Here is a 26,848-nt window from a genome sequence, read left to right as displayed (position 1 = left end):
CCCTTTAGTGTACTATTTATTGTAAAATGATTAATCTAGAATCTCAGTAACCTGACCGGCACCTACAGTTCTACCACCTTCACGGATAGCGAAACGTAGACCTACGTTCAACGCGATAGGCTGGATCAAATCAACAGTGATTGTCAAGTTGTCACCTGGCATAACCATTTCAACACCATCAGGAAGGTTGATGTTACCTGTCACGTCAGTTGTACGAACGTAGAACTGTGGACGGTAGTTGTTATGGAATGGGGTGTGACGACCACCTTCTTCTTTTTTCAAGATATACACCTCAGCTTTGAATTTAGCGTGTGGCTTAACGGAACCTGGCTTACAGATAACCATACCTCTTTTGATATCGGATTTCTCGATACCTCTCAAAAGAAGACCTACGTTGTCACCAGCTTCACCTCTATCCAAAATCTTGCGGAACATTTCAACACCAGTGATGGTAGAAGTCAACTTCTCAGCACCCATACCGATAATCTCTACAGGGTCACCTGTGTTGGCAACACCAGTTTCGATACGACCAGTAGCAACAGTACCACGACCAGTAATGGTGAATACGTCTTCGATAGGCATCAAGAATGGCTTGTCTTTCTCACGAACTGGCTCCTCTATCCAAGAGTCAACAGCATCCATAAGTTGCATAACGGTATCAACCCATTTTTGCTCGCCGTTCAAAGCACCAAGTGCAGAACCAGAGATAACTGGACCGTTGTCACCATCATACTCATAGAAAGAAAGCAATTCCCTTACTTCCATCTCTACAAGCTCCAAAAGCTCCTCATCATCCACCATGTCAACTTTGTTCAAGAAAACAACGATACGTGGAATACCTACCTGACGACCCAAAAGGATGTGCTCACGAGTTTGTGGCATAGGACCATCAGTTGCAGCAACAACCAAGATGGCACCGTCCATCTGAGCAGCACCAGTAACCATGTTCTTAACGTAATCCGCGTGACCAGGACAGTCAACGTGAGCGTAGTGACGGTTAGCTGTTTGATACTCTACGTGTGAAGTATTGATAGTAATACCTCTTTCTTTTTCCTCAGGAGCATTGTCAATGGAGTCAAAGCTTCTCTTTTCAGAAAGACCTGCGTTTGCCAATACAGTAGTAATAGCAGCAGTCAATGTAGTTTTACCGTGATCCACGTGTCCAATGGTACCAATATTTAAGTGGGGTTTGGAACGATCAAAAGTTTCCTTTGCCATTTTAAAATAATTTTAATCTTAGTTTATATTAGTGTACAAATCGTTTTGAGCCAATGAGGGGAATTGAACCCCTGACCTCTTCCTTACCAAGGAAACGCTCTACCCCTGAGCTACACCGGCCTATGGGTTTTCAGGTTTAGAGTTTAAAGTCGCGAGCGAGCTCACGAAAACTTTAACCTTATTACATGAAACCGCAGTTTCAAATCTGGAGCGGGAGACCGGGTTCGAACCGGCGACATTCAGCTTGGAAGGCTGACGCTCTACCAACTGAGCTACTCCCGCATTTTTTTCGGGGCCTGAACCCCAGGTAATCATAATTTCAAAAAACTTCCACTTTCAAATTGCTTTTGGCAATTTTAGTGGGGAGAGCAGGATTCGAACCTGCGAAGGTGAAAACCAACAGATTTACAGTCTGTCCTCGTTGGCCGCTTGAGTATCTCCCCGCCTTATTTTCAGTACCTTACGAGCCGATAGAGGGACTCGAACCCACGACCCCGAGATTACAAATCACGTGCTCTAGCCAACTGAGCTATATCGGCATTTTGAACCCCTTTCGGTCACAAAAAAAGTCCGCTATTTCTAACGGACTGCAAATGTAGAGATATTTTCTTTTAATCAAAATAAAATTTTAAAAATTTTGATCAGGCATTGGCCCTTAATTTTTCCTTTCGTTTAACCAACTGTCTTTCCAAGGAACTGCAAGCAGAATCTACAGCCTCCTCAAATGTTTTGCACTGCTTTTTCACCATAAATTTGTCGCGCGGTACCGAAACCATGATTTCCACTATCTTGTTTTCTTTCGTACTCGTGTTGTCCACTTTTAAAAAAACCTCCGAATCAATGACCTTGTCATAAAATAGATCCATCTTATCCATTCGTTTTTGGATAAAGTCGAGGAGCTTACCATCAGCTACAAAATTTACCGATTGTGCATTTACTTTCATAAGACATAGTTTTTAAAGTACTGTCAAGTGACAGTGGAGTTAAACAATACAAGAAACGGTCATTTCTTGTTTCTAGGATGGGCCATTTGATGAACTTTCTTTAATTCGGCAATGCTGTTGTGTGTGTACACTTGGGTAGATGCCAAACTTGAATGACCCAATAATTCCTTCACGGAATTTAAATCTGCGCCCCTGTTCAACAAATGGGTTGCAAAGGTGTGCCTTAATATATGAGGGCTCTTTTTTACCTTGGGGGACACTAAACTAAAATACTTATTTATGGTACGATAAACAAGTGTTTCGTAAATTTTAAGACCATCTTTTGTTAAAAATAGATAAAGTGAAGTAGCGCAATTTGGAAGCTGCGAACGCACCTCTAAATACGCCTTGATCTGATCCACTGTGGCATCCAGTAAGGGAATAATGCGCTCCTTATTTCTTTTTCCCAATACTTTCAAGGTGCGGTTGCCCAAATTGATGTCCGTAACCTTGAGGTTTACCAATTCGGCCCGGCGCATACCGGTGGCATATAAAAGCTCCACGATGAGTTTATCCCGTTCCCCTTCAAATCCCTCCTCAAAAGGAATTTCGGTGAGGATAAGCTCCATTTCGGATTCGGAAAAAGGCACTTCCACCTTTTTCTCGGTTTTCAAGGCCCTGTGTTTGGCCAGAGGCGAAGCGGTAATCTCCCCAATCTTCAAGAGAAATTTGTAATAAGCTTGTAACGAAGATATTTTACGGTTAATGGATCTATTGGAAACCCCTTCATTGGATAGGGAAACGATCCAATTACGGATCATGGGGTACCCTGCAGCATCAATATTCGTTTCATCGTAGTTTTCCCTGCAAAAGCCTGTAAAAGCATCCAGATCCCTCCCATATGCCTTTACGGTATGGTCAGAATAGTTCTTTTCCAGTTTGAGGTAAGATGTGAAGGCTTGCATGGACATATCTCAAAGGTAGCCAAATTGATATTCCCCCAAGCCCGAAAACAAAAAATCCCGTTCCAATAATGGAACGGGATTTCAATATGGTGATCAGAAACCTATACTTCCTCTTGATCCCTCAAGCCTTGGATGTACTGGGCTTTCTGAATTTCAGCTCTACGCTGTACAGAAGGTTTTGTGAACTGCTGTCTGCTTCTCAACTGACGCATGGTACCTGTCTTATCGAACTTACGTTTGAAACGCTTTAAAGCTCTATCGATGTTTTCTCCTTCTTTAACTGGTATAATTAACATGGGCTACAACCTCCTTTCTTTTATATTTTGGGAGCGCAAATATACATTTAATAATTTGTTACGAAACAAATTACTTCAGAATTTTTCTGGATATGACCAACTTTTGGATTTCAGTAGTGCCTTCCCCTATGGTGCAAAGCTTGGAATCTCGATAGAATTTCTCTACCGGAAAGTCCTTAGTATAACCATAACCTCCATGGATCTGCACGGCTTCAGTGGCCACTTTTACACAAACTTCGGAAGCATACATTTTGGACATGGCCCCCAACTTGGTCACGGGTCTTCCCTCGTTCTTCAAAAAGGCGGCTTTATGCAATAACAGCTCAGATGCCTCAATCTCGGTGGCCATATCGGCCAACTTGAAGGAAATTCCCTGAAACTCAGAAATAGGTTTTCCAAACTGCACCCTTTCTTTGGAATATTTAAGGGCAGCTTCGTAAGCTCCTTTTGCAATCCCAAGGGATAAGGCTCCGATCGAGATTCGACCTCCATCCAAAACTTTCATGGATTGGATGAACCCCTCTCCTACTTCTCCCAAACGATTGGCATCGGGAATCCTACAGTCGGAAAAAATCATTTCTGCCGTTTCACTGGCTCGCATGCCCAATTTGTTCTCCTTCTTTCCACTTGAAAAACCTGGAGTTCCTTTTTCTACAGCAAAGGCCGTCATCCCATGACTATCACCTTTCTCGCCCGTTCTGGCAATAACGACAGCAATGTCCCCACTTTTACCGTGGGTAATAAAGTTTTTAGCTCCGTTCAACACCCAATGATCACCATCCTTCACCGCAGTAGTATTCATTCCACCTGCATCTGAACCAGTATTGTGCTCGGTCAATCCCCAAGCCCCGATCCATTCACCGGTAGCCAATTTAGGGATCCAACGTTGCAATTGTTCCTCATTTCCGAAGGAAAGGATATGATTGGTGCAAAGGGAATTATGCGCCGCAACGGACAATCCAATCGAAGGATCTACTTTTGAAATCTCCTCCAGGATAGCAATGTATTCGTGATAGCCAAGACCGGAACCACCCAGTTCTTCGGGAACCAAAATTCCCATAAAACCGAATTCCCCAGCCTTTTTGAAAACTTCTACAGGAAAGGTTTGGGCCTCATCCCATTCCATCACATGGGGCAAAATATATTGTTGGGCAAAATCCCTTGCGGACTCTGCCACCATCTTTTGGGTCTCTGAATAATCAAAGTTCATTTTGGACAACGTTTCCGTAACCATTCGCTCTTTTTTTATAGGGCCAAATATAATTTAATTCTATCAATCCTATCCTTTGGGAAAGATGTAACGTTCGTTAATTCGTCAAGCGAGTCGAAGTTACCATTGGCATTCCTGTATTGAACAATTTGTTTGGCCACTTTATAATTAAGATAGGGCACTTTTGCCAATTGGTCCACATTGGCAGTGTTTACATTGATTTTTTGAATGATGGGCGGTTGGAGCACCTGATACCGGGAAAGCACACGATCTGCAACTTCTGGAGATAAGCCGTACACATCATACAACTGTTCCTTTATGAGAAAACCTCCCAATCTATCCCTAAATTTTACGATGCGGGCCGATAAGGTCTCGCCGATACCGTTGATTGTTTTCAAATCATCAGCAGAAGCAGCATTTAAATCTTTTACAGCAACCACTTCTTCAACAGGAAGACTAGGCCTCTTTCTTGTAGAAGGCAAATCCCGCTTTGTCCATTCCGGAAATTTAAAATAGGGCGCAATAGCTTTCAACAGGGAATCGGAAACTTGGGTCGCTTGTTGAAATGCTTCGGGAGAATTCACAAATTGGCCTTTTTCACGGAAAGCGAACAAACGATCCAACTCCGCCAGACATGCCAAGTGCATATCCCTTTTCATCCGAAATATAATTGGGATTAAAAGGATACATCTCATAGCTATCCTCTTGAAAGTTGGATTTGAGACTATCCAACTTGGCCTGGGCCACTTCATCCACATAAATTTGGGTCGCGCCAACAAACGGTTTGGCCTTTACCAAGTAAAATGCCCCTTGCAGCCCAACGATGACCAGAAACAAAAAGAAAATCCCACTCCGTTCCTGTTTGTTGAACTTGAAGTGGGATTTGTTATTTGTCATACGATATAAAGTCTATTCTGAAATCGCCTCTCTTTTCAATTTGATGGCATCCAAATAGCGGTTCAATTGTCTCTTCACTTCAGGGAACAACAGGAACAATCCTAACATGTTCGGGAATACCATGGCAAAGATCATGGCATCTGAGAAGTCCCAAATGGATTTCATACTTGCCGCAGCACCGATGATCACAAAAGTCAAGAACAACAATTTGTAAACCAAATCCGCTCTTTTTCCTCTACCGAACAAATACTTCCAAGATTGAAGTCCGTAATAAGACCAAGAAATCATGGTAGAAACAGCAAACAATACTACAGCTACCGTCAAGAAAACATTGGAATAAGGAATAAACTCATGGAATGCCTTGGATGTAATACCAGAACCTTCATACGGCATACCATCAATAAATACGGCACCGGAACCATCACCTCCATATTCAAAGAAACCACCAAAGTTAAAAATGATGATCACCAAAGCGGTCATGGTACAAATCAATACGGTATCGATAAATGGCTCCAACAGGGCCACCAAGCCTTCACTGGCAGAATATTTGGTACGTACGGCGGAGTGGGCAATGGATGCAGAACCGGCTCCAGCTTCATTGGAGAATGCAGCTCTTTTGAAACCAACAAGTAGCACTCCGATGATTCCACCAACACCTATGGCTCGCGGGTTAAATGCTTCCGAGAAAATCAAACCGAAGGCGTCGTCCAACAAGGAAAAGTTACTTCCCATGATGTAAAGACAGGCAATAATGTACATCAAGGCCATAAAAGGCACCACCTTCTCTGTTACTTGGGCAATCCTTTTAATTCCACCGATAATGATGATTCCCACTAGGAAGGCCAAAATAACGCCAATCCAGAATCCGGCTGCAGTACTATTCAGGTTAAAAAGTTCTTTTAGTACAACAGTGGCCTGGTTGGATTGTGCAGCGTTACCACCTCCGAAGGAACCTCCGATACAAAAGATGGCAAAAATAACAGCAGCTATCTTACCCAATTTGGCATACCCTTTTTTCTTGAGACCTTTGCTCAAGTAGTACATTGGACCACCGTAAACGGTACCATCTTCACCAACATCCCTATATTGGACACCGAGTGTACATTCCACGAATTTGGTAGACATACCTAAAAAACCACAGATTACCATCCAGAAAGTGGCACCAGGTCCACCTAAAGCGATGGCCAAGGCCACACCCGCAATGTTACCGTTACCAACAGTTCCAGAAACTGCGGTTGCCAAAGCTTGAAAGTGGCTCACCTCACCATCGGAGCTTTCATCCCTGATGGTATCCACGATGTCACCGTCAACGGCCATGTCACTGTCCAACACCATGTCCAAGTGTTCGTCAATATCCACATTGGTCAAATCTTTTCCTTGGGCTATACCACCTTCGCCATACAATTCTTTGGCGCCATGTTTTTCAATATCCTCATATTTACCTCTTACGGTATTGATTGCCCTAGCAAAGTACCTGATGTTGGGGAACCCGAAATAAACCGTAAAAAAAGCGGCACTGGCCACCAAAAGAATCAAAACAAAGGGAGTGCCCATGACCTGAAAGAAAATGACACTGCTGAAAAAGTCTGAAACCGGTTTAAAGGCTAGGTCAATTTTTTGATCCAATCCAATTTCAGCAGTTTCTTGCGCCATGGATAGGAACGGTATAAAAAATGAACAAAAAGCAAGAAGTCTATACTTCATAATAATGTTGTGGTTATGTTAGTTTTTTGTAAAGGCCCCAATATCCTAAAAAAATTCAACGCAAAAAAATTCTTCCCTGTTAAACTATCCTATTTGGAACATTTGGTTGAGCTTTCTAATCTGTTCGGGTCTCCCCAGTACAATGACCTTGCTTTTTGGCTGTAAAACCAAGTCGGCCTCAGGGTTGATGATGTATTTTCCGTTGGGGTCGATATACCCAATTATGGTACAGCCTGTTTTTCTTCTCAAATCCAGATCCCGGAGTGAATTGCAGTCTACCTGGCTTGTAAAATCCTCGATTTCTACCTCTTCCAAATTGGTGGTATGTTCTCCTTCCAACGATAATTGGTCCATAAAGGTGATCAAGTCGGGCATGACTACCAAGGATGCCATATGGTCCCCACCGATCTTATCGGGCATAATCACTTTATTGGCTCCAGCAAACTGTAATTTTTTTACGGAAGTAATTTGGGAGGCCCGACTGATGATGAACAGATTTTTGTTCAATTGACGTGCGGACAGCACCACAAAAAGGTTGGCGGCATCATCGGGAACCGCGGTAATCAGATATTGCGCTCTGTCAATTCCTGCTTGCATCAGGATTTCATCCTCATTGGCATCGCCTTCCACGAACAATACCTCATCGCCATGGCGTTCAATGATCTCTTTGTCCTTTTCTATGACGACAAAGGGTTTTTTATAGGCCATTAACTTTTCCGCTGCCTGCATGCCATTCCTCCCATAGCCACAAACGACCACATGGCTGGAAAGTCCATCGATTTGTTTCTGCACTTTTTTCTTTTTTAACTGTTCAAGCGAATTTCTGCCCAGGATATATTCCGATACCACTGAAATGGCAAAACCGAAAATAAAGACACTGGTTACGATTAAAAATACGGTAAAAATCTTTGCATCGGCATCCAGTGGCCTCACTTCGGAAAAACCTACCGTGGTCACCGTAATAATGGTCATGTAGATGGCCTCTATCCAAGTAAAGTCCGATAAGAATTTATAACCCAACACCCCGATCAGTAGTACGAAGACCATCAATGAAAGGGCCAAAACTATTTTGGAGCGCAGGAGTCTTATCATGATCAAAGGTCAAATACGGAGGTTCTCTTGGTATAGATCAAATCCTTTATCCTAAGCCAAAAGGCCATAAAGAGGTATAGGGCAAACCCGAAGCCCAAGGTCACAAATGTGAGGTAAATAAAACTGGTCCGCACCACCCGGGCGCGAATACCCAATCGTTCGGCAATGCGACCACAGACCTCAAAGCCCCGCTTTTGAAAATAATAAAGGGTATTATAGAATAAAGACATGCCTAAAATTATGTATTTCTATTCAATAAATGAGTTCCCACAACGCATTGCAAGCATTTATTTTTAGAGCAATAGAGGTTGTACAGTTCCAATTTGGCCTGACTTTCAAAAGCATTTTTGGTTTTGTGGCCCAATCGATCAAAATTGGCAATTATGGAATTGTCCTCCTTTCCCACTTCGGATAATAATGCGACCAATGCTTCGTCAACCTCTTTCCCTTGATGTTTGGCAAAGCAAAATTTTAAGGGCACCAATGTATTGACCACCAAAAGATCAATAAATTTTTGGGAAAGCTTTTTGTTGCTCTTTTTGGAAACCTTACCAAAGGTAAAATGGGTGTTCCAGTATGTTCCGGCTTCCACTTCAAAAAGTTCATATAATTCCTTCAGGTTGGACGCCTCCATACATTTGGAAAACAATTGTACATTATTATTGTACAAATGCGCCAACTGGGAAATCCGTATGGTAGGAAAATTAGGTGGCCTGAGACCAAAGAATTCAGGTTTGACCGTTGTAATGGGCAATTCAAATTTATCGGTAAGGTATCTGTACTCTCTCTCAAGCTGAAGGTAATACCCATCGGTGCAATCCAATTCGCCCAATAGGCCAAAATGACCAAATAACAGACTTTCCAATTGTTGAATGTCTTGGCTCGTTTTCCGAACCAATGCAAAATCCAATGCTGAAGCCCCATCCAGAAAGAAATGACCATTGACCTTGGAACCAAAACTTTTGGCCAAAAGAATGAAGAGTACTGCTTCCCAATTGTTTTTAGTTTTGTTGAGAAGGTCGAAAATGAGTTCCGATTTATACTCCAACCGTTCCATATAAAGTCGGTGGAGCCAACTTTCAAGCAAAAAGGAATCCATCTCTCCAAAATCCTTTTCACAATTAATGAAACCTGGTCGAGCATTTTCCATGAGAGCCTTATATTTCATAAGCAACTCCGATGGAATGAAACTTTTCATTTCCAAGGTCGGAATCTTGGAACCGTCCTTTCTAAAAACAACAACGTCATCTTCCCAGACTACATGGAGGATGACGTTGTCGTAATTGTTATCATTTTCGTGGTGATGCACATACCAATCCGACGATTTAAGATGCATTTCCACATTTCCGGCCCATAATTGGCCATCGATGGTTACGCTGGCATTGAAAAAATCTGGTCCAGCGTGGCGGTTCTGTATCCCTGCGGATTTCACCAAAACCGGTTCATTATCCGTGGTACATAGCTGATTTGTTGAAAGCTTGTTATGCCTCCAAATAAAATGAAGTAGGTCCTCTCGCATCGATTTGGGGTAAATGTGAGACCTATTCTACTCTATCGCCGTACCAGTTCATAAAGCCACCTTCAAGGTTATAGGCATTTTCAATCCCGAGACTGTTCATGATGGCACAGGCTTGACCGCTACGATTGCCTGATCGGCAATACACATAGTAGTTTTTGGACTTGTCCAGTTTTTCAAGTTCCATCAAAAATTCCTGTCCCAAATAAATATCGATGTTTACGGCACCCGGAATATAACCTTCCTCTACTTCATCAGAGGTACGTACGTCCAAAATGAAGGCGTTGTCATCATTTTCCAATTGTTCCGCCCATTCTTCTTGTGATAAATTTGCCATTATATTGTTTTATGTTCTGCAAAAATAAAAATCCGAAGCGTTACTCCGGATTTCCTTCAATTTTATTTTGATTCAATGTCCTACTTGATGCCGCATCCGATTGCCTTGGTCGTCTTCATTGCAATTTCCTTTCCGGCCAGCATGGCATCCACAGCAGCTTCCACAAATTTATCGTCCACTTTGGAAGCATCTTGGTAATTGTCGTCAATGGCCCCAATGTATCGCACCACATTTCCCTTGGCCGTTTTTTGAAGTAAAAAAACATGAGGGGTACGAGTAGCCCCAAATGTTGGATATACCTTTTGACCTTCATCATAAAGGTAAGGATAGGTAAAACCCTTTTCTTTGGCGCGCGTTTTCATATCCTCGTAAGCATCGCCTGTTTTACTGCTCGGGTTAATAGCAACTACAGGAACACCTTTGGATTTGTACTTTGCATCCAAAGCCATCATCCTATCTTCATAAGCTTGGGCATAAGGACAGGTATTACAAGTAAAGACTACCACAAAACCCTTGGCATTTTTAAAGTCAGCCAAAGAAACCATTTTACCGTCCACATTTTTGAGCGAAAAATCAGTGGCCACATCGCCAACCTGATAACCATCATCAACAATGTGATCTTTTGCTGCACTAATTCCCATGGCAAACGAGGCTCCAAAAATGAGCGTCAATGCCAAAAATCCAAGTATTCGTTTTGTTTTCATAGGCTGTGTTTTATTTTATGAATGTTTGTACGGTACTGTTCAATTCTTCATAGGTAAACCCTTGTTCAAAAAAACCGCGCTTATACTTATTATATATTAAGGTAGCGGGAATACCCCCTCCCCATTCTTCGTTTACTTTCGGAATCCAATCGTTTTGTTTGGGATCATCAAGGATCACTACCTCTGATTGTATCCCTTTGTTCTTCACATAAGGTTCCAATCTTGATTTCCACATATGGGGCATATCCAGACTTACGAGTATCACTTTAACCCCGTTATTCTTTTGCTCCGCTCTCACCCTTTCAAAATAGGGTAGTTCTTCCAAGCAAGGCGTGCACCATGTAGCCCAAAAGTTTATGATATAGGTTTGACCGTCATCTTTGTGCAACAAGGGTTCCAGGCCTTCAAAATCGTAAATTGGAAACGCCACTTTTTCATTAATAACGGATTCCACAGCAACCACTTGGTCATCAGGCACATCCTTGCCTTTTTTACCATCACCACATCCTATTACCAAGGAAACCATCAAAAACAAAATCAATAACCTATTCATTTACTGCAATTTACATCTATAAAGTTAACCAATGAGACTTCCTCCTGATTTGATTTAACAAAATTTTATCTGTTAAATATAGGTGTGGAATCAAAAGATCGGCATACATTTGTATATACAAATATTGTTTGTACATGAATGTTGAAGAAATTATAAAGACGTCAAAGAAAATGCCATTGGAAACCAGGACACTGATTCATTTGACCTTGGTGCACAATAAACTGAACGAGTTGGCCACCAATGCCCTAAAACCTTTTGATGTCTCCCTTCAACAGTTTAATGTGCTCCGCATTCTGAGGGGTCAACAGGGAAAACCTGCCAACCTTTCCACTTTGAACGACCGTATGGTCACCAAAATGAGCAATACCACTCGGTTGGTAGACAAACTTTTGGCCAAGGATTATGTGGTCAGGAATGTGTGTCCTTCTAACAGGCGCAAGGTGGAAATATTGATCACTGAGAAAGGTACCGAAGCCTTATCACATATGGACCAAGCTGTTGCGGAGGCGGAAAACATTATGGTACAGCAGTTTACCAAAGAAGACTTAGAACAATTAAACATCCTATTGGATAAATTTTAAATAACATGAACACCGTTTTAGAACATAGAACATGGCGTTATGCCACCAAAAAATTCGATCCGTCCAAAAAAGTATCGGATCAAGATTTGGAAACCTTATTGGAAGCAACCCGATTGAGCGCATCTTCCTATGGTTTGCAACCCTATCATATTTTTGTGATTTCGGACCAAGAGATCAAAGAAAAATTGAAGCCTGCCTCTTGGAACCAGTCCCAGATCACGGATGCATCCCACTTGATTGTATTTGCCAATGCCACCGATTTTGGCGAGGAATTGGTTGACGATTTCCTTACCAATGTTGGAGAAACCCGCAACATTCCTATGGAAGGCCTCAAAGGATATTCCGACTTTATGAAATCCAAATTATTGGACCTACCTGCCGAGACCAAGAGCACTTGGACCACCAAGCAAGCGTACATTGCTTTCAGCAATATGATGCAAGCTGCCGCCGAATTGAAAATTGACACTTGTCCCATGGAAGGCTTTGAAGCGGATAAGTACAATGAAATTTTGGGACTTACCGAGAAGAACCTGAATGCCGCAGTGGTATTACCTATTGGGTACCGATCTGAGGAAGATCAAACCCAACACTTACCAAAAGTGAGAAAATCAAGTGAAACCTTATTTACCCATATATAAATTTTAAACCTTTAAAAACAGATTATAAACAACAGTATGAAAAAGACTATTTTAAGCCTAGCGTTGATCACCTTGTTTGGAGCAGCAGCCGTTGCCAACCCGATCAAAAAAGAAACCAAAGAAGTAAAAACTTCTGAAAGCAATGTAACCTGGAAAGGATACAAAGTGGGTGGTTCACACACTGGAACCATTTCCCTTAAATCAGGTGCCCTACAGTTTGACGGAGAAAAATTGGTTGGTGGCGAATTTGTAGTGGATATGACCAGCATCAACACTACCGATTTGGAAGGTGAATACAAAGGAAAATTGGACGGTCACTTAAAGTCCGATGACTTTTTTGGAACCGACAATCACCCAACCGCCAAATTGGTTTTCACAAAAGTGAAAGCTACCGGTAAAAATTCGTATTCCGTAACTGGAGACCTTACCATTAAAGGTACTACTGAGCCTGTAACTTTTGATGTTTCCGTTTATGGCGACAAAGCAACTGCTTCCGTGAAAGTGGACAGAACCAAGTACGATGTAAAATACGGTTCAGGAATCATTGGCACGGCCAAGGACAAATTGATCTACGACGAATTTGATTTGGTAGTTGACCTACAGATGTAGTCAGCCCATGTTTAGTGTGTGAAAATCCCGTTCGAGATAATCTTGGACGGGATTTTTAATTTTAAACAAAACAAAGTTTGCCTGTTAAAAATTCCTCCCTATATTTGAGGCAATGAACAACAGAGTAGCAAATAACTGGTGGTGGAACAACTTACTTCAAACGTCGTGAGCTAAGTCCCCATTATAACCATACAAGAGGCTTGTCATCACGACAGGCCTTTTTCTTTTTAAGAACTTTTGTTTTTGTTTCCGCGAAGGCGGAAATCTTAAAAGTTAAAAATGAGTTTTTATGTCTATATCATATCGAACAAGCAAATGGGAACCATTTATATTGGCTATACCAACGATTTGAAAAAGAGAATGTACAGACATAAGCATGGGGTTGGAAGCAAATTTGCAAGTAGATATAATCTGAAGATATTGGTCTACTATGAAAAATTTAAATTTCCGATGCCAGCTATCAGAAGAGAGAAACAATTAAAAAAATGGAATAGAGATTGGAAAATCAACTTGATAAATGATTTCAATCCAAATTGGGAAGATTTAACCTATTTCTTTGATTAACCAAAAAGCTTTCCACCTCCGTGGAAATAGAAATGAAAATGATATACTCGTTAAAAACACATTACAAAAAAATCTTGGCAGACACCATTACCCCGGTGAGTGTCTATCTTAAGGTCAGGGACAAATTCCCGAATAGCATTTTGCTGGAAAGTAGCGACTACCACGCCAACGATAACAGCTTTTCATATATCTGTTGCAATCCCATTGCATCTATCAAAGTGGAAAATGAGACCATTACGCAACAATTTCCCAATGGTAAAAAGTTGGAAACAACCATTGATTCTTCTACTGATGTAACCGAGGTTATCCATAATTTTGCGAGTCAATTCTCGGTGACCCAAAACGGCTTTAAATTTATCAACAATGGCCTTTTTGGTTATATGGCCTATGATGCGGTCCGCTATTTTGAGGATGTGGACATTTCTAAAAAAGAAGATTCCGTTAGCATTCCAGACATCTACTATGCAGTTTATAAGAACATCATTGCCATCAACCATTTTAAAAACGAAGCTTACCTGTTCGCTCATTGTTATGATTCGGAAAGTAATGTGGATGAGATCGAGCAACTTTTCAATGTGCGTACTTTTTCTTCCTATAATTTCAATAAGGAAGGAGAGCCCAAATCTAATTTGAAGGACGAGGAATACAAGGAACATGTGGAACTCGCCAAAAAGCATTGCCAACGTGGGGATGTCTTCCAATTGGTACTTTCCCGAAGGTTCACACAAAAATTCAAAGGGGATGAATTCAATGTGTACCGTGCCCTGCGCTCCATCAACCCCTCCCCTTACCTATTCTATTTTGATTACGGGAATTTCAAGATTTTTGGAAGTTCACCCGAAGCACAATTGATCGTGAAGGATGGTAAGGCAGAGATCCATCCCATTGCCGGCACCTACAAACGTACCGGAAATGATGAAAAGGATGCAGAACTTGCCAAAAAACTGGCCCAAGACGATAAGGAAAATAGCGAGCATGTGATGCTGGTGGATCTGGCCCGAAACGACCTCAGCCGAAATGGCAACACTGTGAACGTGGAAACATATCGTGAGGTACAATACTTCTCTCACGTAATCCATTTGGTTTCCAAAGTTACCGGACACAAAAAGAAGGACATCAGTACCATGAAAGTGGTGGCCGATACTTTCCCTGCGGGAACTTTGAGTGGCGCTCCCAAACACATGGCCATGCAACTCATTGAAAAATACGAGAAAACCAGCCGTTCCTATTATGGTGGTGCAATTGGTTTCATGGATTTTGAAGGCAACTTTAACCACGCCATCATGATCCGGACCTTCTTAAGCAAAAATCATGAACTGCATTACCAAGCAGGGGCTGGATTGGTGGCCGCATCCAATGCCGAGGACGAACTACAGGAAACCTATAATAAATTGGGCGCTTTGAACAAAGCCCTTGAAATTGCCGAAACGATCTAACCATGGGAAGGAAGATTTTAATGATTGACAATTACGATAGTTTCACCTATAATTTGGTGCACTATCTGGAAGATTTGGATTGCGAGGTTATCGTAAAACGGAACGACCAGCTCACTTTGGATGAAGTGGAACCGTTCCAATACATTGTGTTGTCCCCCGGGCCGGGTGTTCCTGATGAGGCAGGACTGTTGAAGGAAATTATCAAAACGTACGCTCCAACCAAAAGTATTTTTGGCGTCTGCTTAGGATTGCAGGCCATTGGTGAAGTTTTTGGCGGCACGTTGGTGAATTTGGACAAGGTGTATCATGGGGTGGCCACTACCATCACCGTCATCAAGGACGACCCCATTTTCAAAGGGATGGCGAAAAACCTTCAGGTGGGAAGATATCATTCCTGGGTGGTGGATCCCAAGGTTCCCGAAGTATTGGAAATTACCTCGGTTGATGAAAACGGGCAGATCATGTCACTTCGACATAAAGATTATGATGTCACTGCAGTACAGTTTCATCCTGAATCCGTCTTGACCCCAGAAGGAAAACAAATGCTTAAAAATTGGCTGGATAGCTAGCAATATGTCATCCTTGCAGTACCCTGAGCGTAGTCGAAGGGAAACTAGGAAACCAAATCATACTAATTCCACATTATGCTTCGACTCCGCTCAGCATCCATGTAGAATAACAATATACTGAAATGAAAGAGACTTTAAACAAACTGATCAATCACGAAATATTGCCCAAGGAAGAGGCCAAACAGGTATTGGTGAACATTGCCAAAGGTGATTACAATACATCACAGATTGCTGCATTCCTTACTGTCTACATGATGCGAAGTGTCACCATTGAGGAACTTGAAGGCTTCCGTGATGCCCTTTTGGACCTTTGTCTGGCGGTGGACCTATCGGATTACGACCCTATCGACCTTTGCGGAACCGGGGGTGACGGTAAGGATACTTTCAACATTTCCACCTTGGCTTCCTTTGTAACGGCCGGGGCAGGAATTCCTGTGACCAAACACGGCAACTACGGGGTTTCCTCCAAATATGGCAGTAGCAATGTGATGGAATTTTTGGGAATCAAGTTCAGTAACGATCGTGATTTTTTAAAGCGTTCCATTGAAGAAGCGGGTATTTGCGTGTTGCACGCACCCCTCTTCCACCCTGCCATGAAAAATGTGGGACCCATCCGAAGGGAACTGGCCGTAAAAACCTTTTTCAATATGTTGGGCCCCATGGTTAACCCTGCCTTTCCAAAGAACCAAATGGTAGGGGTGTACAATTTGGAACTGGCACGGATGTACGGATATCTCTATCAGAACACCGATAAAAAGTTTACCATTTTGAACGCCTTGGACGGTTACGATGAAATCTCGCTAACAGGTGACACTAAGACCATTTCCAACAACTCCGAAGCCATGTTGACCCCAGCCGATTTTGGGGTGGAAAAAGTAACCCAAGAAGAAATTACCGGTGGTGATGACATCACCGAATCGGCCCAAATATTTATGAAGGTTCTACAAGGAAGGGGAACCGAGGCCCAGAACAATGTGGTCTGTGCCAATGCCGGGGTAGCTATTGCCACTGTGAAGGGTATTACTCCAAAAGCAGGTTTTGAACTGGCCAAGGAATCGCTATTAGGCGGAAAAGGATTGGAGGCGTTGAGGAAGTTGCAAAAATTGAGTAGAAATTAGTGTCATCTCGATGGCAGATGTGAGAATTTATTAGATTCTTCACTTTGCTCAGAATGACTAAAATATGATGCTAACGTTTCCTGAGCGGAGTCGAAGGAAGATATAACACAAAAAGAGTTTCTTCACTTCGTTCAGAATGACTAAGCTGGCGTTTCCTAAGCGAAGTCGAAAGTAAAAAAAGACGTCTTGCTGAACTCGTTTCAGCAACTCATTATGATAAAGAATACATGAACATACTAGACAAAATAGTGGCCGACAAACGCAAAGAGGTCGAATTGAAAAAAACCTTGATCACCCTTCCCCAATTGGAAGCTTCGGTGATGATGGAACATACTTCGGTTTCTTTAGCGGCAGTGTTGCGCAAAAGCAGTACGGGTATTATTGCCGAACACAAAAGACGATCGCCATCCAAATCGGTCATCAACCAAAATCTGAACGTACAGGATGTAGCCAAAGGCTATGCCGATGCAGGAGTTTGTGGCATGTCCGTTTTAACGGATGGAAAGTATTTCGGTGGCTCTTTGGATGACTTGCTTTTGGCTAGGGCCACCGTGAACATTCCCCTATTGCGAAAAGAATTCATCATAGATGAATATCAAATTGTAGAGGCCAAAGCCTACGGTGCCGATGTCATTTTGTTGATTGCGGCCATTTTGTCCCGTGAGGAAATCAAGACGCTTTCGGAATTGGCCAAAAGCTTGGGCTTGGATGTTCTGTTGGAAGTCCACGACAGAGAGGAACTCCAGAAATCCATCATGCCCAGTCTGGATATGTTGGGAGTGAACAACAGAAACCTGAAAACCTTCGAAGTGAGTTTGGATACCAGCAAATCACTGGCTGCGCAGATACCGGATGATTTTGTAAAAGTGTCCGAAAGCGGCATCAGTTCCATTGGGGCCATTCAGGAATTAAAGGAATTTGGGTACCAAGGATTTTTGATCGGTGAGAATTTCATGAAAACGGATGATCCTGGTGCCAGTGCCAAAGAATTTATTGATGAATTAAATAAATAATGTCATTTCGAAATGAAGATTGAGCGCCGGCCGGCCGGCAGGTAGTCGAAATCCAAGTGAGAAATCTAAAAAAGAGATTCCTCAATCGCGCTGCTTATTTCGGAATGACAAATAAAGAAAAAGTATTACTGAATTAAAAAATGTTACTCCTAATAGGAGATTGAGCGTAGTCGAAATCTATTTTGAGATTTCTCACATTTGTTCGAAATGACAAAAAAACCATGAAACTAAAAATCTGCGGCATGAATCAGAACCCTAACGAGGTGGCACAACTGCACCCCGATTACCTGGGTTTTATTTTCTGGGAACCTTCCTCACGGTATTTTAAGGGAGCAATGCCCCAATTGTCAAAATCCATTAAAAAAGTGGGTGTATTTGTGGACGCTCCTTTAGAAGTGGTCTTAGAAAAAGTGAGCCAGTACAGATTGGATGCAGTGCAACTCCATGGGAAGGAAAGTGTTGCATATTGTTCCGAATTAAAATCCAACTTTCTGTCATTTCGAGCGCAGTCGAGAAACCAGAAAGTTGAAGATGAAAACGAGGTCTCGACTCCGCTCGACCTGACAAATTTGGAAATCCTCAAAGTGTTTTCCATTAAAGATGATTTTGATTTTTCGGTCTTGAAAGATTATGAATCCGTTTGCGATTATTTCCTTTTCGATACCAAGGGAAAATTGCCGGGCGGAAATGGGTATACTTTCGATTGGTCCGTTTTGGAACATTATCCATCCACCAAACCCTTCTTTTTAAGTGGGGGAATTGGATTGGAATCCGTAGATAAACTAAAGGAATTTTTAAATAGTCCGGCCTCACGATATTGCTTCGCCATAGATGTGAACAGCAAATTCGAGACCGAGCCAGGACTAAAAGATATAACGTCATTGAAATCATTTATCAATGCACTCTCTGACGATTTACAATTTAAAACTGACAACTGATTATGAGTTATCACGCTGATGAACGAGGCTATTACGGAGAATTTGGAGGAGCTTTCATCCCCGAAATGTTGTATCCCAATTGTGAGGAGCTTCGGCAGAACTACCTTCAGATCATGGCGGAACCTTCTTTTCAGGAAGAGTTCCATCAATTGCTGAAGGATTATGTAGGCCGACCCACACCTTTATATTATGCGGAACGCCTATCCAAAAAGTATAACACCAAGATTTACCTGAAGCGCGAAGATCTTTGCCATACCGGTGCACACAAGGTCAACAATACCATCGGTCAGATTTTGATGGCCAAAAGATTGGGTAAACACCGCATCATTGCCGAAACCGGCGCAGGTCAGCATGGTGTGGCTACGGCAACGGTTTGTGCCCTGATGGGTATTGAATGTGTGGTGTATATGGGCGAGATCGACATTGCCCGCCAAGCGCCCAATGTGGCCCGGATGAAAATGTTGGGAGCGGAGGTACGACCTGCCACTTCTGGCAGTAAAACCCTTAAGGATGCCACCAACGAAGCCATCCGCGATTGGATCAACAATCCTGTGGATACGCATTACATTATCGGCTCGGTCGTAGGTCCGCACCCTTATCCGGACATGGTGGCCCGATTTCAATCGGTCATTTCTGAAGAAATCAAATCCCAATTGTTTGAAAAAGAAGGCCGTGAAAATCCAGATTTTGTGGTGGCCTGTGTCGGCGGGGGTAGCAATGCCGCAGGGGCTTTCTATCATTTTCTGGACACTCCCGAGGTGGGGATCATTGCGGTGGAAGCGGCAGGAAAAGGCATTCATTCCGGGGAAAGTGCAGCAACCTCTGCTTTGGGTAAAGTAGGCATTATTCACGGGAGCAAGACCTTGTTGATGCAGACCCCGGATGGCCAGATTACGGAACCCTACTCCATTTCTGCTGGATTAGATTACCCTGGCGTAGGACCCTTGCATGCACATTTGTACACCTCAGGTCGTGGGGAATTCATTTCCATTACCGATGATGAGGCCATGAAAGCTGGTCTGGACCTCTGTAAATTGGAAGGCATCATTCCAGCCATTGAGTCTTCTCATGCATTGGCCATCTTTAAAGACCGAAAATTTAACGAGGACGATGTGGTGGTAGTGAACCTTTCCGGTCGCGGAGATAAAGATTTACAGAATTATATTGATTATTTTAAATTATAGATGTTAGATATGGGATGCTAGACACTAGACTCTCATTACTCAAATCTCACATCTCAAATCTTTATTTATGAACAGAATCAAACAAAAACTACAAGAGGACAAAAAAATCCTCTCCATATATTTTACGGCAGGATATCCATCCTTGAATGACACAGTAAAAATCATCCAAGATTTGGAAAAAAGCGGTGTGGACCTCATCGAAATTGGATTGCCCTTCAGCGACCCGTTGGCCGATGGACCCACAATCCAAGCAAGTTCCACTGCCGCCCTTAAAAATGGGATGACAACATCGTTACTCTTCGAGCAATTGAAGAATATCCGTAAAACGGTTTCCATTCCTCTGATTTTAATGGGCTATTTCAATCCTGTTTTGCAATATGGAGTGGAGGCTTTCTGCCAAAAATGTGAGGAAATCGGTATTGACGGGCTCATTCTTCCCGATCTACCACTGGATGTGTATCAGGAAGAATATGAACCTATTTTTAAAAAACACGGATTGATAAATGTGTTTTTGATTACACCACAGACGAGTGATACCCGAATCAAAGCCATTGATGATGCTTCGGAAGGATTTATTTATATGGTAAGTTCTGCCAGCACTACAGGGACCAAGGAAGGTTTTGGGCCAGAGCAAGCCGCTTATTTTGAACGTATTGCAGCCATGAATTTGAAAAATCCGCAAATTGTCGGGTTCGGAATCAGCAATACTCAGACCTTTCAGCAGGCAACAGCACAAACGAAGGGAGCCATCATTGGTTCGGCCTTCATCAAACATTTAACACAAAATGGGGTGGACGGAATCAGTGGTTTTGTGGGTCAAATTCGTTAAATTTCGGGTTTTAAAATGAACCCTATTTTGTCCCATGAAAAAAACTGTTTCATTCCTTTCCCTTATACTTTCATTTTCCCTTTTTGCCCAAGATGATGTTGCTGTAAAATCCCAAGTGGCCGATGCCATCAACGAACTTCAGGAATTCATAGCCATCCCCAACGATGCCTTGAACCCTGATGATATTGACAGAAATATCATGTGGTTGAAACGAAAGTTTGGGGAACGTGGATTCAACACTGCTGTTTTGGATACGGATGGACTGCCTTTGTTCTTTGCGGCTTTGCCCATGAACAATGATAAGCCTACCGTTTTGATCTACATGCACTTGGATGGCCAATCGGTTGACCCTAGCAAATGGGACCAGCCCGACCCTTATAAAATGGTATTGAAGGTTCCCGAAGGTGATGGTTTCAAAACCGTCTCATTTGATGAATTGAATGACGACATTAATTACGAATGGCGATTGTTCGGTCGTTCCACTTCGGATGATAAGTCACCAATCGTAATGCTATTGAACACCATCGACCTTTTAAAGCAAGATGGCAAGGAGATACCCTTCAACGTAAAGGTGATATTGGACAGTGAAGAGGAAAAAAGCAGCAAGCCACTTCCTAAAGCCGTTAAACAATATCGCGAGCTTTTGGAAGCCGACTTTTTGATGATCGTGGATGGTCCCGTACATTCCTCTGGGGAACCCACCGTGGTTTATGGCTGCAGGGGTATCACCACCCTTTCCTTGACCACGTATGGTCCCATTAAACCCCAACACAGTGGGCATTATGGGAATTATGCCCCAAACCCTGGTTTTCAATTGTCCCAATTGCTGGCCAGTATGAAAGATTCCGAAGGTAGGGTACTTATCCCTGGATATTACGATGGAATCACGATTGATGAAGCCACAAAAGCTATTTTGAAAAGTGTTCCGGACAGTGATGCCGAAATTGCAGAGCGACTTCAATTTAAGACCCCTGAAAAGGTCGGCAGTTTTTACCAGGAAGCCTTACAATATCCTTCCTTGAACATAAGAGGATTGGGTTCTGCATGGATTGGCGAACAGGCCCGCACTATTGTACCAGAAAGTGCCACCGCGGAGTTGGACCTAAGATTGGTAGTGGAATCCGATGGTAATCGATTAAAAAAATTGGTCAAGGACCACATTGCAAAGCAAGGGTTCAAAGTGTTGGATCATGAACCCACTAAAGAAGAGCGGATGCAATTTGACAAAATTGTAATGGTGAAGGAAGGTAGTGTAACCGATGCATTTCGTACCGACCTAAACAATCCTTACGGTCAGTTTTTGACAGCAACCATGAAAAATACTTTTAACAAGGATGTCATCCAAATTAGAACCATGGGTGGAACGGTTCCCATTGCCCCTTTTATCAACGAATTGAAGATTCCTGCTTTTATCGTTCCAGTCGTAAATCCTGACAATAACCAGCATAGTCCGAATGAAAATGTAAAGATTGGTCAATTGGCTTATGGGATCAAAGCTTTTTATGGAATATTGTCCACTCCCATAAAATAAGGATCAAAAGAAGTATATCATAAAAAAGGCCCCATGATCATGGGGCCTTTTTTATGATTTTAACTGACAAAATCAGTTCTTGTTTTTATTCTTTTGTTGACCAGGGGCATAATCTTTGGCGCTTTGTGCCCCCGTAATTTTTTTGGCCTGGCCTGGGGGAATCCCATTTTTATTGGCATGATAATTTGCTGAACACGAGGCCATAAGCGTTACAGCAAAAAAAATTCCGATAATTTTATTTATTGATTTCATTTTCTTGATTTTTAGGTTTTGTGATTGTTATATATACGCAGTACTGGTCTTAAAATTGCCTTAAACAAATTTTAAATCTTTCCTAAGGCTACTAGACACAGTGTTATTTGAAAAATTCGCGATACTGCATCACCCTAAAATCCAAAGTATTGAAATTAGGGTCTTTATCTTTTAGCTTTTTGTAAGCTTCAAGACTTCCCACTGCGCGGTTGGCGGCACCGGAAGGAGCGGTCAGGGAAACCGTTTTAATAGTTCTCGACTGCGCTCGAACCGACAGCGGTTTCAATTTTTCAATTTCACTAACAGACAAAGGCAATTTAAACTCATGGATTCGTGGTACTTCATCATTCACTACTTCTAATTTTATGTCGTATTCCCTTAGTTGTTTTCTAAAGAAATATTCCGGACCATTCTTACTATTGCCGCCGGTGAACAGAAGAGTATCCACTTTAGGAAAGTGCCTTAAATAACCAATCATATCACGGAGTTCAACGTTTTGCATTCCCAAATCGGAAGCATCAATCTTGGAACGTTCCGCGCTTTGTACAATATCACAGACACCAATTTTGTGTTTCAACAGAAATTGTTCTCTTTGAAAAATGGCCTCGGCCGTAGTCTCATATTTTAACCCCAGATCAAAGATTCGGTCCAAAATGGGCCATAGCATACCATTGCAGCTCCCGTAGCAGAAATCCACATCCTCTTTTTTCAACTCCCCTGTAGTAAAACGGGGCGGTGGCAAGGTACCCACGATAAGTTTGGTGGCTTCGGGAAATAGAAATGGCTCGTATGGATGGCGGTGTAAGAACATTATGCAAGTGACGCAAACTCTTCCTTGGCTTTCTCAATGGCTTCCCTATTCGTCTTAAAACTTTGCCTAGACATATGCTCTGACTCAGAAATCATTTCTTGAAGGACTTCTTTGGCCTCTTCAATCTTATTCTGCCTAACCAAGAACCGAGAAAGCTCCAAGCGCTCATTAAAATTGGAATACGGTGCATCAAAGACTCTTAAATATTCTTCCGCAGATGCCATATTACCTGTTTTCTCCAAAGCCAATCCATATAAAAACGATGCTTTCGACTTTCTAAAGGAGGGATTGTCCTTTATTTTATCCACATATTGGATAGTATTATCATAATCCTCGGCATAATAATAGGCCTCTACCAACTTTGAAATCGCATAAAAATCATTGACGAAGACATCCTTTAAAGATGCCCTATAATTTTTAATGGCCTCTTCATACATTCCTTCATTCAAATAGGCATCCGCTAGGGATACTTGATTTTCAAAGGTCTCAGAAAACTTAAATTTCTTTTCTAAATCTTTAATTTTTTTAGAAGGATTAATAGCGGTGACCAAGCTTTCCTGCACCTTTTCAATGTCCCTTTTTTGAAAGACATTCATTAAAAGATATAGAATCGAACCTACCAGAGGAAGAAATATGATTGCAAATATCCAATAATAATTGTTTCTGTGGGTATAACAGTGATACACGCAAAAACCCTGTAAGGCAACTATTACATAATAATACATCACCTAAAAATAGAATTAATTTGCCAAAAGTCAACGCTGCAAATTCGCAACATTTTTAAAGACAGTTATGCCGAGTTTCTACTGGCGTTGATGTTACCATAAAGGGAGCGCGTCACGATTTTTTCGTACAATTCCAAGTATTCCGATTTTTGGGTAATGTGGTACAAGGCGTTCTGTTGGATGACCAAAAGTGGCAATACAATTTTCTCTCTGATCTTCACGGATTCCCTCGAAACCTCTTCGTCCTCCATCAAAATCTTCAATCCAGAGATTTGCAACAACATCTTTTTGGAGAGTTCGAACTCATTATGCAAAATACTCCAGAATTCCCCGAACTCGGGATCATCCTTCATATAACGGGTAAGGTCAAAATTGGTCTTGGCCAAAGACATCATACTATTCAGCATCAATGCCTTGAAGAATGGCACTTCCTTGTACAATTTTTTAACCTCGTTCATTCTGCCTTCATCCTTTAATTGCTGAATGGCAGAGCCCAATCCAAAATATCCTGGAACGTTTTGTTTCAACTGGCTCCATGACCCCACAAATGAAATGGCACGCAGATCAGCCAAGGTCAATTGGCTCTTGTTACCCCTCTTGCCTGGTCTACTGCCTATATTGGCCTTGGTATAATATTTCAAGGTGCTCCTGTGTTCCAAATACGGAATGAACTTTTCATGCTGTTTTAGGGCATCGTACTTATCAAAACTAAGGTCCGACAGTTCTTCCATCAATTTTCGTTGGGCCGATGTCAACACCAATTCCTTACCGAAAATATTGTTGCTCAGTCCTGCGGTGAGCAATTGCTCCGAATTGTGCATGAACTGTTCCTTTGTACCATAGGTACTGGTAATGGTCTGGCCTTGTATGGTCAATTGAATCTCATGGTTGGCCACATCCTTGGTCTGGGCCGCGTAGAACCTATGGGTCTTACCTCCGCCACGTGCTGGTGGGCCTCCCCTACCGTCAAAGAAAATGGCCTTGATGCCGTTCTTTTTACAGACTTTACTCAAGGTTTCCTTGGTCTTCAAGATAGACCAGTTGGCCTTTAGATAGCCACCATCCTTGGTACCATCGGAAAAACCAAGCATGATGGTATGCGTTTCATTTCGGCGTTCCAGATGCTTGCGGTATTTTGGAATATCGAACAAGGTCTGCATCACTTCTTCGGAAACTTCCATACCCTTCATAGTCTCGAAGAGTGGAATGATGTCGAAAGTGATTTCCTTATCGTCCCAACCACACCATCTGAACAATCCAAAAACGAACAATACCGAAAAGATATCTTCGGAATTACTGATGATGTAACGGTTGCATCCATCTTCCCCATTTCGCTCCTGAATTGCCTTTAGTTGTTGGATATTGGTAATGGTATCCTTCACGATTTCATCGTCATAATCCGATGGATCTAGTTTGAAATCTTTCTGCAACAACCATTTTACCAAATCTTTTTCCTTCAATTCATCCAAACTTTCCTTGATGGCCCCTTGTTGTTTCAACACGGTTTCTACCACCAATTTATGCTTGCTGTGATCCTGACGGATGTCCAACGAGGCAAAGTGGGTCTTGAAAATATGGACCTTGTCGATGAACTTATCCAACTGATCCAAGTACAGCTCATGATAATCGGCAATCAATTTTTCCCTAACGGATTTCAAATGATCGATTATCTCATTGTATTGTACCGGTGCCTTGGCGTTGAACATGGCCAGATAAAGTTTGGCACTCAACTGGTTCAAGTCTTCCTGCATAGACTGAAAGGTGAGTTTTTTGCGCAGTTCCTTCAGGTCGTTGTAATAGCACTTCATCAATGTCAAACGAAGTTCATCTGCCACTTGACTTGTAATATCCGCGGTCACGAATGGGTTTCCATCTCGGTCACCACCAGGCCAAAAGCCCAATTTTATGATATTATAATTCTCAAAATGCTCGTCTTTGATGTTGCGCTTTACATATTGGTACAACTGGCCCACGGCATCATAGTAGGTATTCCTGAGAATATAAATGATGTTCTTGGCCTCATCCAAAGGGGTTGGTTTTTTGGCATTGATCAAAGAGGTAAGACCCAACTGTTGCAAGGTCACATCAATATCATAGATCTGATCATGATCGATCAACGACCGAAGCTCCGCAATAATGTCCAAAACGGCCGGAGTGTAAAACTGGGTCGGGTGGGCCGTTAGTACGATCCGTGCACTAAATGTAGACAGTTTTTTGGATACTTTGTCCCAGTTTTTGGTTCGGTTCACCAATTCAAAATAATCCTTGATGGTCAAGGAGTTGCTGTATTTTTGCAGTTTTGGGAAAGCAGCATCTTCCACACTATCATAAAGCACCACTTGCCTTTCCACATATTGAATGATCTTGAACATGAAATCCAAGCGTTCCCTTTCGTCCTTGATGTTGACAAAATTGGAAAAGAACACCTCTAAAATTTCCTGCGGCTCTTTCCCTGCTTTGAGTCCCTTTTCACACTGATCGAGCAAAAGGGGAATCAAAATGCCCACGTTTTCCACATTTTTATAGGGCAAGCTCAAAAACAAACTATTGTAGATATTGAACTTGTTGGTTACCGATTTTTTAAATTCTTCTAACCGTCTGGAATGCTGCATGGATTATTTGGTGTTATCGTTTT

29 protein-coding genes and 4 tRNA genes are annotated in these 26,848 nt (G+C 42.2%); 12 read left to right on the top strand and 21 right to left on the bottom strand.

The window, feature by feature from the left end:
- Positions 1 to 30: 30 nt before the first annotated feature.
- The 18 genes from tuf to LKX84_RS17295 all read right to left on the bottom strand — a co-directional run bounded on the left by tuf (position 31) and on the right by LKX84_RS17295 (position 11,415).
- Positions 31 to 1,218, bottom strand: coding sequence for an elongation factor Tu (gene tuf / locus LKX84_RS17380; protein WP_228238928.1), 1,188 nt, complete (start codon positions 1,216 to 1,218; stop codon positions 31 to 33).
- Between the two features lie 48 nt (positions 1,219 to 1,266).
- Positions 1,267 to 1,338 (bottom strand) — tRNA-Thr (locus LKX84_RS17375).
- An 86-nt stretch (positions 1,339 to 1,424) separates the two neighbouring features.
- Positions 1,425 to 1,500 (bottom strand) — tRNA-Gly (locus LKX84_RS17370).
- Positions 1,501 to 1,578: 78 nt separating this feature from the next.
- Positions 1,579 to 1,661, bottom strand: a tRNA-Tyr gene (locus tag LKX84_RS17365).
- Between the two features lie 22 nt (positions 1,662 to 1,683).
- A tRNA-Thr gene (locus LKX84_RS17360) sits at positions 1,684 to 1,757 on the bottom strand.
- A gap of 102 nt (positions 1,758 to 1,859) precedes the next feature.
- Positions 1,860 to 2,162 carry a ribosome hibernation-promoting factor, HPF/YfiA family gene (gene hpf, locus LKX84_RS17355; RefSeq protein ID WP_228238926.1) on the bottom strand — a complete coding sequence of 101 codons (303 nt, stop codon included), beginning with the start codon at positions 2,160 to 2,162 and terminating at the stop codon, positions 1,860 to 1,862.
- Positions 2,163 to 2,221: 59 nt separating this feature from the next.
- The gene (locus LKX84_RS17350; RefSeq protein ID WP_228238924.1) at positions 2,222 to 3,112 is read right to left on the bottom strand and encodes a tyrosine-type recombinase/integrase; all 891 of its coding nucleotides are present in this window, start codon (positions 3,110 to 3,112) and stop codon (positions 2,222 to 2,224) included.
- 95 nt (positions 3,113 to 3,207) lie between these two features.
- Positions 3,208 to 3,402, bottom strand: coding sequence for a 30S ribosomal protein S21 (rpsU, locus tag LKX84_RS17345; RefSeq protein WP_119642038.1), 195 nt, complete (start codon positions 3,400 to 3,402; stop codon positions 3,208 to 3,210).
- Between the two features lie 70 nt (positions 3,403 to 3,472).
- Complete coding sequence (locus tag LKX84_RS17340) at positions 3,473 to 4,612, bottom strand: acyl-CoA dehydrogenase family protein (protein ID WP_228238942.1); 1,140 nt, start codon at positions 4,610 to 4,612, stop codon at positions 3,473 to 3,475.
- A 35-nt stretch (positions 4,613 to 4,647) separates the two neighbouring features.
- A complete protein-coding gene (locus LKX84_RS17335; RefSeq protein ID WP_228238923.1) occupies positions 4,648 to 5,271 on the bottom strand; it encodes a ComEA family DNA-binding protein in 624 nt (207 codons plus the stop codon).
- On the bottom strand, positions 5,210 to 5,509 hold the full coding sequence (locus LKX84_RS17330) for a hypothetical protein (protein ID WP_228238921.1): 300 nt from the start codon (positions 5,507 to 5,509) through the stop codon (positions 5,210 to 5,212). Before LKX84_RS17330 ends, LKX84_RS17335 begins: the two co-directional genes overlap by 62 nt.
- Positions 5,510 to 5,521: 12 nt before the next feature.
- Positions 5,522 to 7,213 carry an alanine/glycine:cation symporter family protein gene (locus tag LKX84_RS17325; protein WP_228238918.1) on the bottom strand — a complete coding sequence of 564 codons (1,692 nt, stop codon included), beginning with the start codon at positions 7,211 to 7,213 and terminating at the stop codon, positions 5,522 to 5,524.
- An 84-nt stretch (positions 7,214 to 7,297) separates the two neighbouring features.
- Complete coding sequence (locus LKX84_RS17320) at positions 7,298 to 8,305, bottom strand: potassium channel family protein (protein WP_228238916.1); 1,008 nt, start codon at positions 8,303 to 8,305, stop codon at positions 7,298 to 7,300.
- Between the two features lie 2 nt (positions 8,306 to 8,307).
- Positions 8,308 to 8,535 (bottom strand): PspC domain-containing protein, encoded by a 228-nt coding sequence (locus LKX84_RS17315; protein ID WP_163635975.1) that lies wholly within the window; start codon positions 8,533 to 8,535, stop codon positions 8,308 to 8,310.
- Positions 8,536 to 8,543: 8 nt separating this feature from the next.
- Complete coding sequence (locus LKX84_RS17310; protein ID WP_228238914.1) at positions 8,544 to 9,824, bottom strand: DUF2851 family protein; 1,281 nt, start codon at positions 9,822 to 9,824, stop codon at positions 8,544 to 8,546.
- Between the two features lie 22 nt (positions 9,825 to 9,846).
- Positions 9,847 to 10,158 carry a rhodanese-like domain-containing protein gene (locus tag LKX84_RS17305; RefSeq protein WP_228238912.1) on the bottom strand — a complete coding sequence of 104 codons (312 nt, stop codon included), beginning with the start codon at positions 10,156 to 10,158 and terminating at the stop codon, positions 9,847 to 9,849.
- Between the two features lie 80 nt (positions 10,159 to 10,238).
- Positions 10,239 to 10,862, bottom strand: coding sequence for a thioredoxin family protein (locus LKX84_RS17300; protein ID WP_228238910.1), 624 nt, complete (start codon positions 10,860 to 10,862; stop codon positions 10,239 to 10,241).
- A 10-nt stretch (positions 10,863 to 10,872) separates the two neighbouring features.
- Positions 10,873 to 11,415 (bottom strand): TlpA disulfide reductase family protein, encoded by a 543-nt coding sequence (locus tag LKX84_RS17295; protein ID WP_228238908.1) that lies wholly within the window; start codon positions 11,413 to 11,415, stop codon positions 10,873 to 10,875.
- Between the two features lie 134 nt (positions 11,416 to 11,549).
- Here LKX84_RS17295 and LKX84_RS17290 point away from each other — a divergent pair, with 134 nt between their 5' ends.
- From LKX84_RS17290 to LKX84_RS17235, 12 genes are all read left to right on the top strand, one after another.
- Positions 11,550 to 11,996: a MarR family winged helix-turn-helix transcriptional regulator gene (locus tag LKX84_RS17290; RefSeq protein ID WP_228238907.1), complete on the top strand. Its 447-nt coding sequence runs from the start codon at positions 11,550 to 11,552 to the stop codon at positions 11,994 to 11,996.
- Positions 11,997 to 12,001: 5 nt separating this feature from the next.
- Positions 12,002 to 12,634, top strand: a complete 633-nt coding sequence (locus LKX84_RS17285; protein WP_228238906.1) for an NAD(P)H-dependent oxidoreductase — start codon at positions 12,002 to 12,004, stop codon at positions 12,632 to 12,634.
- Between the two features lie 36 nt (positions 12,635 to 12,670).
- Positions 12,671 to 13,243, top strand: a complete 573-nt coding sequence (locus tag LKX84_RS17280) for a YceI family protein (RefSeq protein WP_228238902.1) — start codon at positions 12,671 to 12,673, stop codon at positions 13,241 to 13,243.
- A 279-nt stretch (positions 13,244 to 13,522) separates the two neighbouring features.
- A complete protein-coding gene (locus tag LKX84_RS17275; RefSeq protein WP_228238900.1) occupies positions 13,523 to 13,807 on the top strand; it encodes a GIY-YIG nuclease family protein in 285 nt (94 codons plus the stop codon).
- Positions 13,808 to 13,845: 38 nt separating this feature from the next.
- Positions 13,846 to 15,243 carry an anthranilate synthase component I family protein gene (locus LKX84_RS17270; RefSeq protein ID WP_228238898.1) on the top strand — a complete coding sequence of 466 codons (1,398 nt, stop codon included), beginning with the start codon at positions 13,846 to 13,848 and terminating at the stop codon, positions 15,241 to 15,243.
- Positions 15,244 to 15,245: 2 nt separating this feature from the next.
- A complete protein-coding gene (locus tag LKX84_RS17265; RefSeq protein ID WP_228238896.1) occupies positions 15,246 to 15,812 on the top strand; it encodes an anthranilate synthase component II in 567 nt (188 codons plus the stop codon).
- A 122-nt stretch (positions 15,813 to 15,934) separates the two neighbouring features.
- Entirely contained in the window at positions 15,935 to 16,930 is a 996-nt protein-coding gene (gene trpD, locus LKX84_RS17260; RefSeq protein WP_228238894.1) for an anthranilate phosphoribosyltransferase, read from the top strand.
- A 227-nt stretch (positions 16,931 to 17,157) separates the two neighbouring features.
- A complete protein-coding gene (trpC, locus tag LKX84_RS17255; protein WP_228238885.1) occupies positions 17,158 to 17,943 on the top strand; it encodes an indole-3-glycerol phosphate synthase TrpC in 786 nt (261 codons plus the stop codon).
- Positions 17,944 to 18,164: 221 nt separating this feature from the next.
- Complete coding sequence (locus LKX84_RS17250) at positions 18,165 to 18,881, top strand: phosphoribosylanthranilate isomerase (RefSeq protein WP_228238884.1); 717 nt, start codon at positions 18,165 to 18,167, stop codon at positions 18,879 to 18,881.
- A gap of 2 nt (positions 18,882 to 18,883) precedes the next feature.
- Positions 18,884 to 20,065, top strand: coding sequence for a tryptophan synthase subunit beta (gene trpB, locus LKX84_RS17245; protein WP_228238883.1), 1,182 nt, complete (start codon positions 18,884 to 18,886; stop codon positions 20,063 to 20,065).
- Between the two features lie 67 nt (positions 20,066 to 20,132).
- On the top strand, positions 20,133 to 20,894 hold the full coding sequence (gene trpA, locus LKX84_RS17240) for a tryptophan synthase subunit alpha (protein ID WP_228238881.1): 762 nt from the start codon (positions 20,133 to 20,135) through the stop codon (positions 20,892 to 20,894).
- Positions 20,895 to 20,928: 34 nt separating this feature from the next.
- On the top strand, positions 20,929 to 22,425 hold the full coding sequence (locus tag LKX84_RS17235; protein ID WP_228238878.1) for a M20/M25/M40 family metallo-hydrolase: 1,497 nt from the start codon (positions 20,929 to 20,931) through the stop codon (positions 22,423 to 22,425).
- A gap of 355 nt (positions 22,426 to 22,780) precedes the next feature.
- Here LKX84_RS17235 and LKX84_RS17230 read toward each other — a convergent pair whose 3' ends face one another.
- From LKX84_RS17230 to LKX84_RS17220, 3 genes are all read right to left on the bottom strand, one after another.
- Positions 22,781 to 23,488 (bottom strand): uracil-DNA glycosylase family protein, encoded by a 708-nt coding sequence (locus LKX84_RS17230; RefSeq protein WP_228238876.1) that lies wholly within the window; start codon positions 23,486 to 23,488, stop codon positions 22,781 to 22,783.
- The gene (locus tag LKX84_RS17225) at positions 23,488 to 24,084 is read right to left on the bottom strand and encodes a hypothetical protein (RefSeq protein ID WP_228238874.1); all 597 of its coding nucleotides are present in this window, start codon (positions 24,082 to 24,084) and stop codon (positions 23,488 to 23,490) included. Before LKX84_RS17225 ends, LKX84_RS17230 begins: the two co-directional genes overlap by 1 nt.
- Positions 24,085 to 24,278: 194 nt before the next feature.
- The gene (locus LKX84_RS17220; protein WP_228238872.1) at positions 24,279 to 26,825 is read right to left on the bottom strand and encodes a phosphoenolpyruvate carboxylase; all 2,547 of its coding nucleotides are present in this window, start codon (positions 26,823 to 26,825) and stop codon (positions 24,279 to 24,281) included.
- Positions 26,826 to 26,848: the final 23 nt, after the last annotated feature.

It is taken from the genome of Allomuricauda sp. M10 (genome assembly GCF_020782875.1).
In the GTDB taxonomy this organism is placed as follows: domain Bacteria; phylum Bacteroidota; class Bacteroidia; order Flavobacteriales; family Flavobacteriaceae; genus Flagellimonas.
Note: the sequence above shows the minus strand (reverse complement) of the source record. Positions and strands in the feature narration are given on the sequence as shown.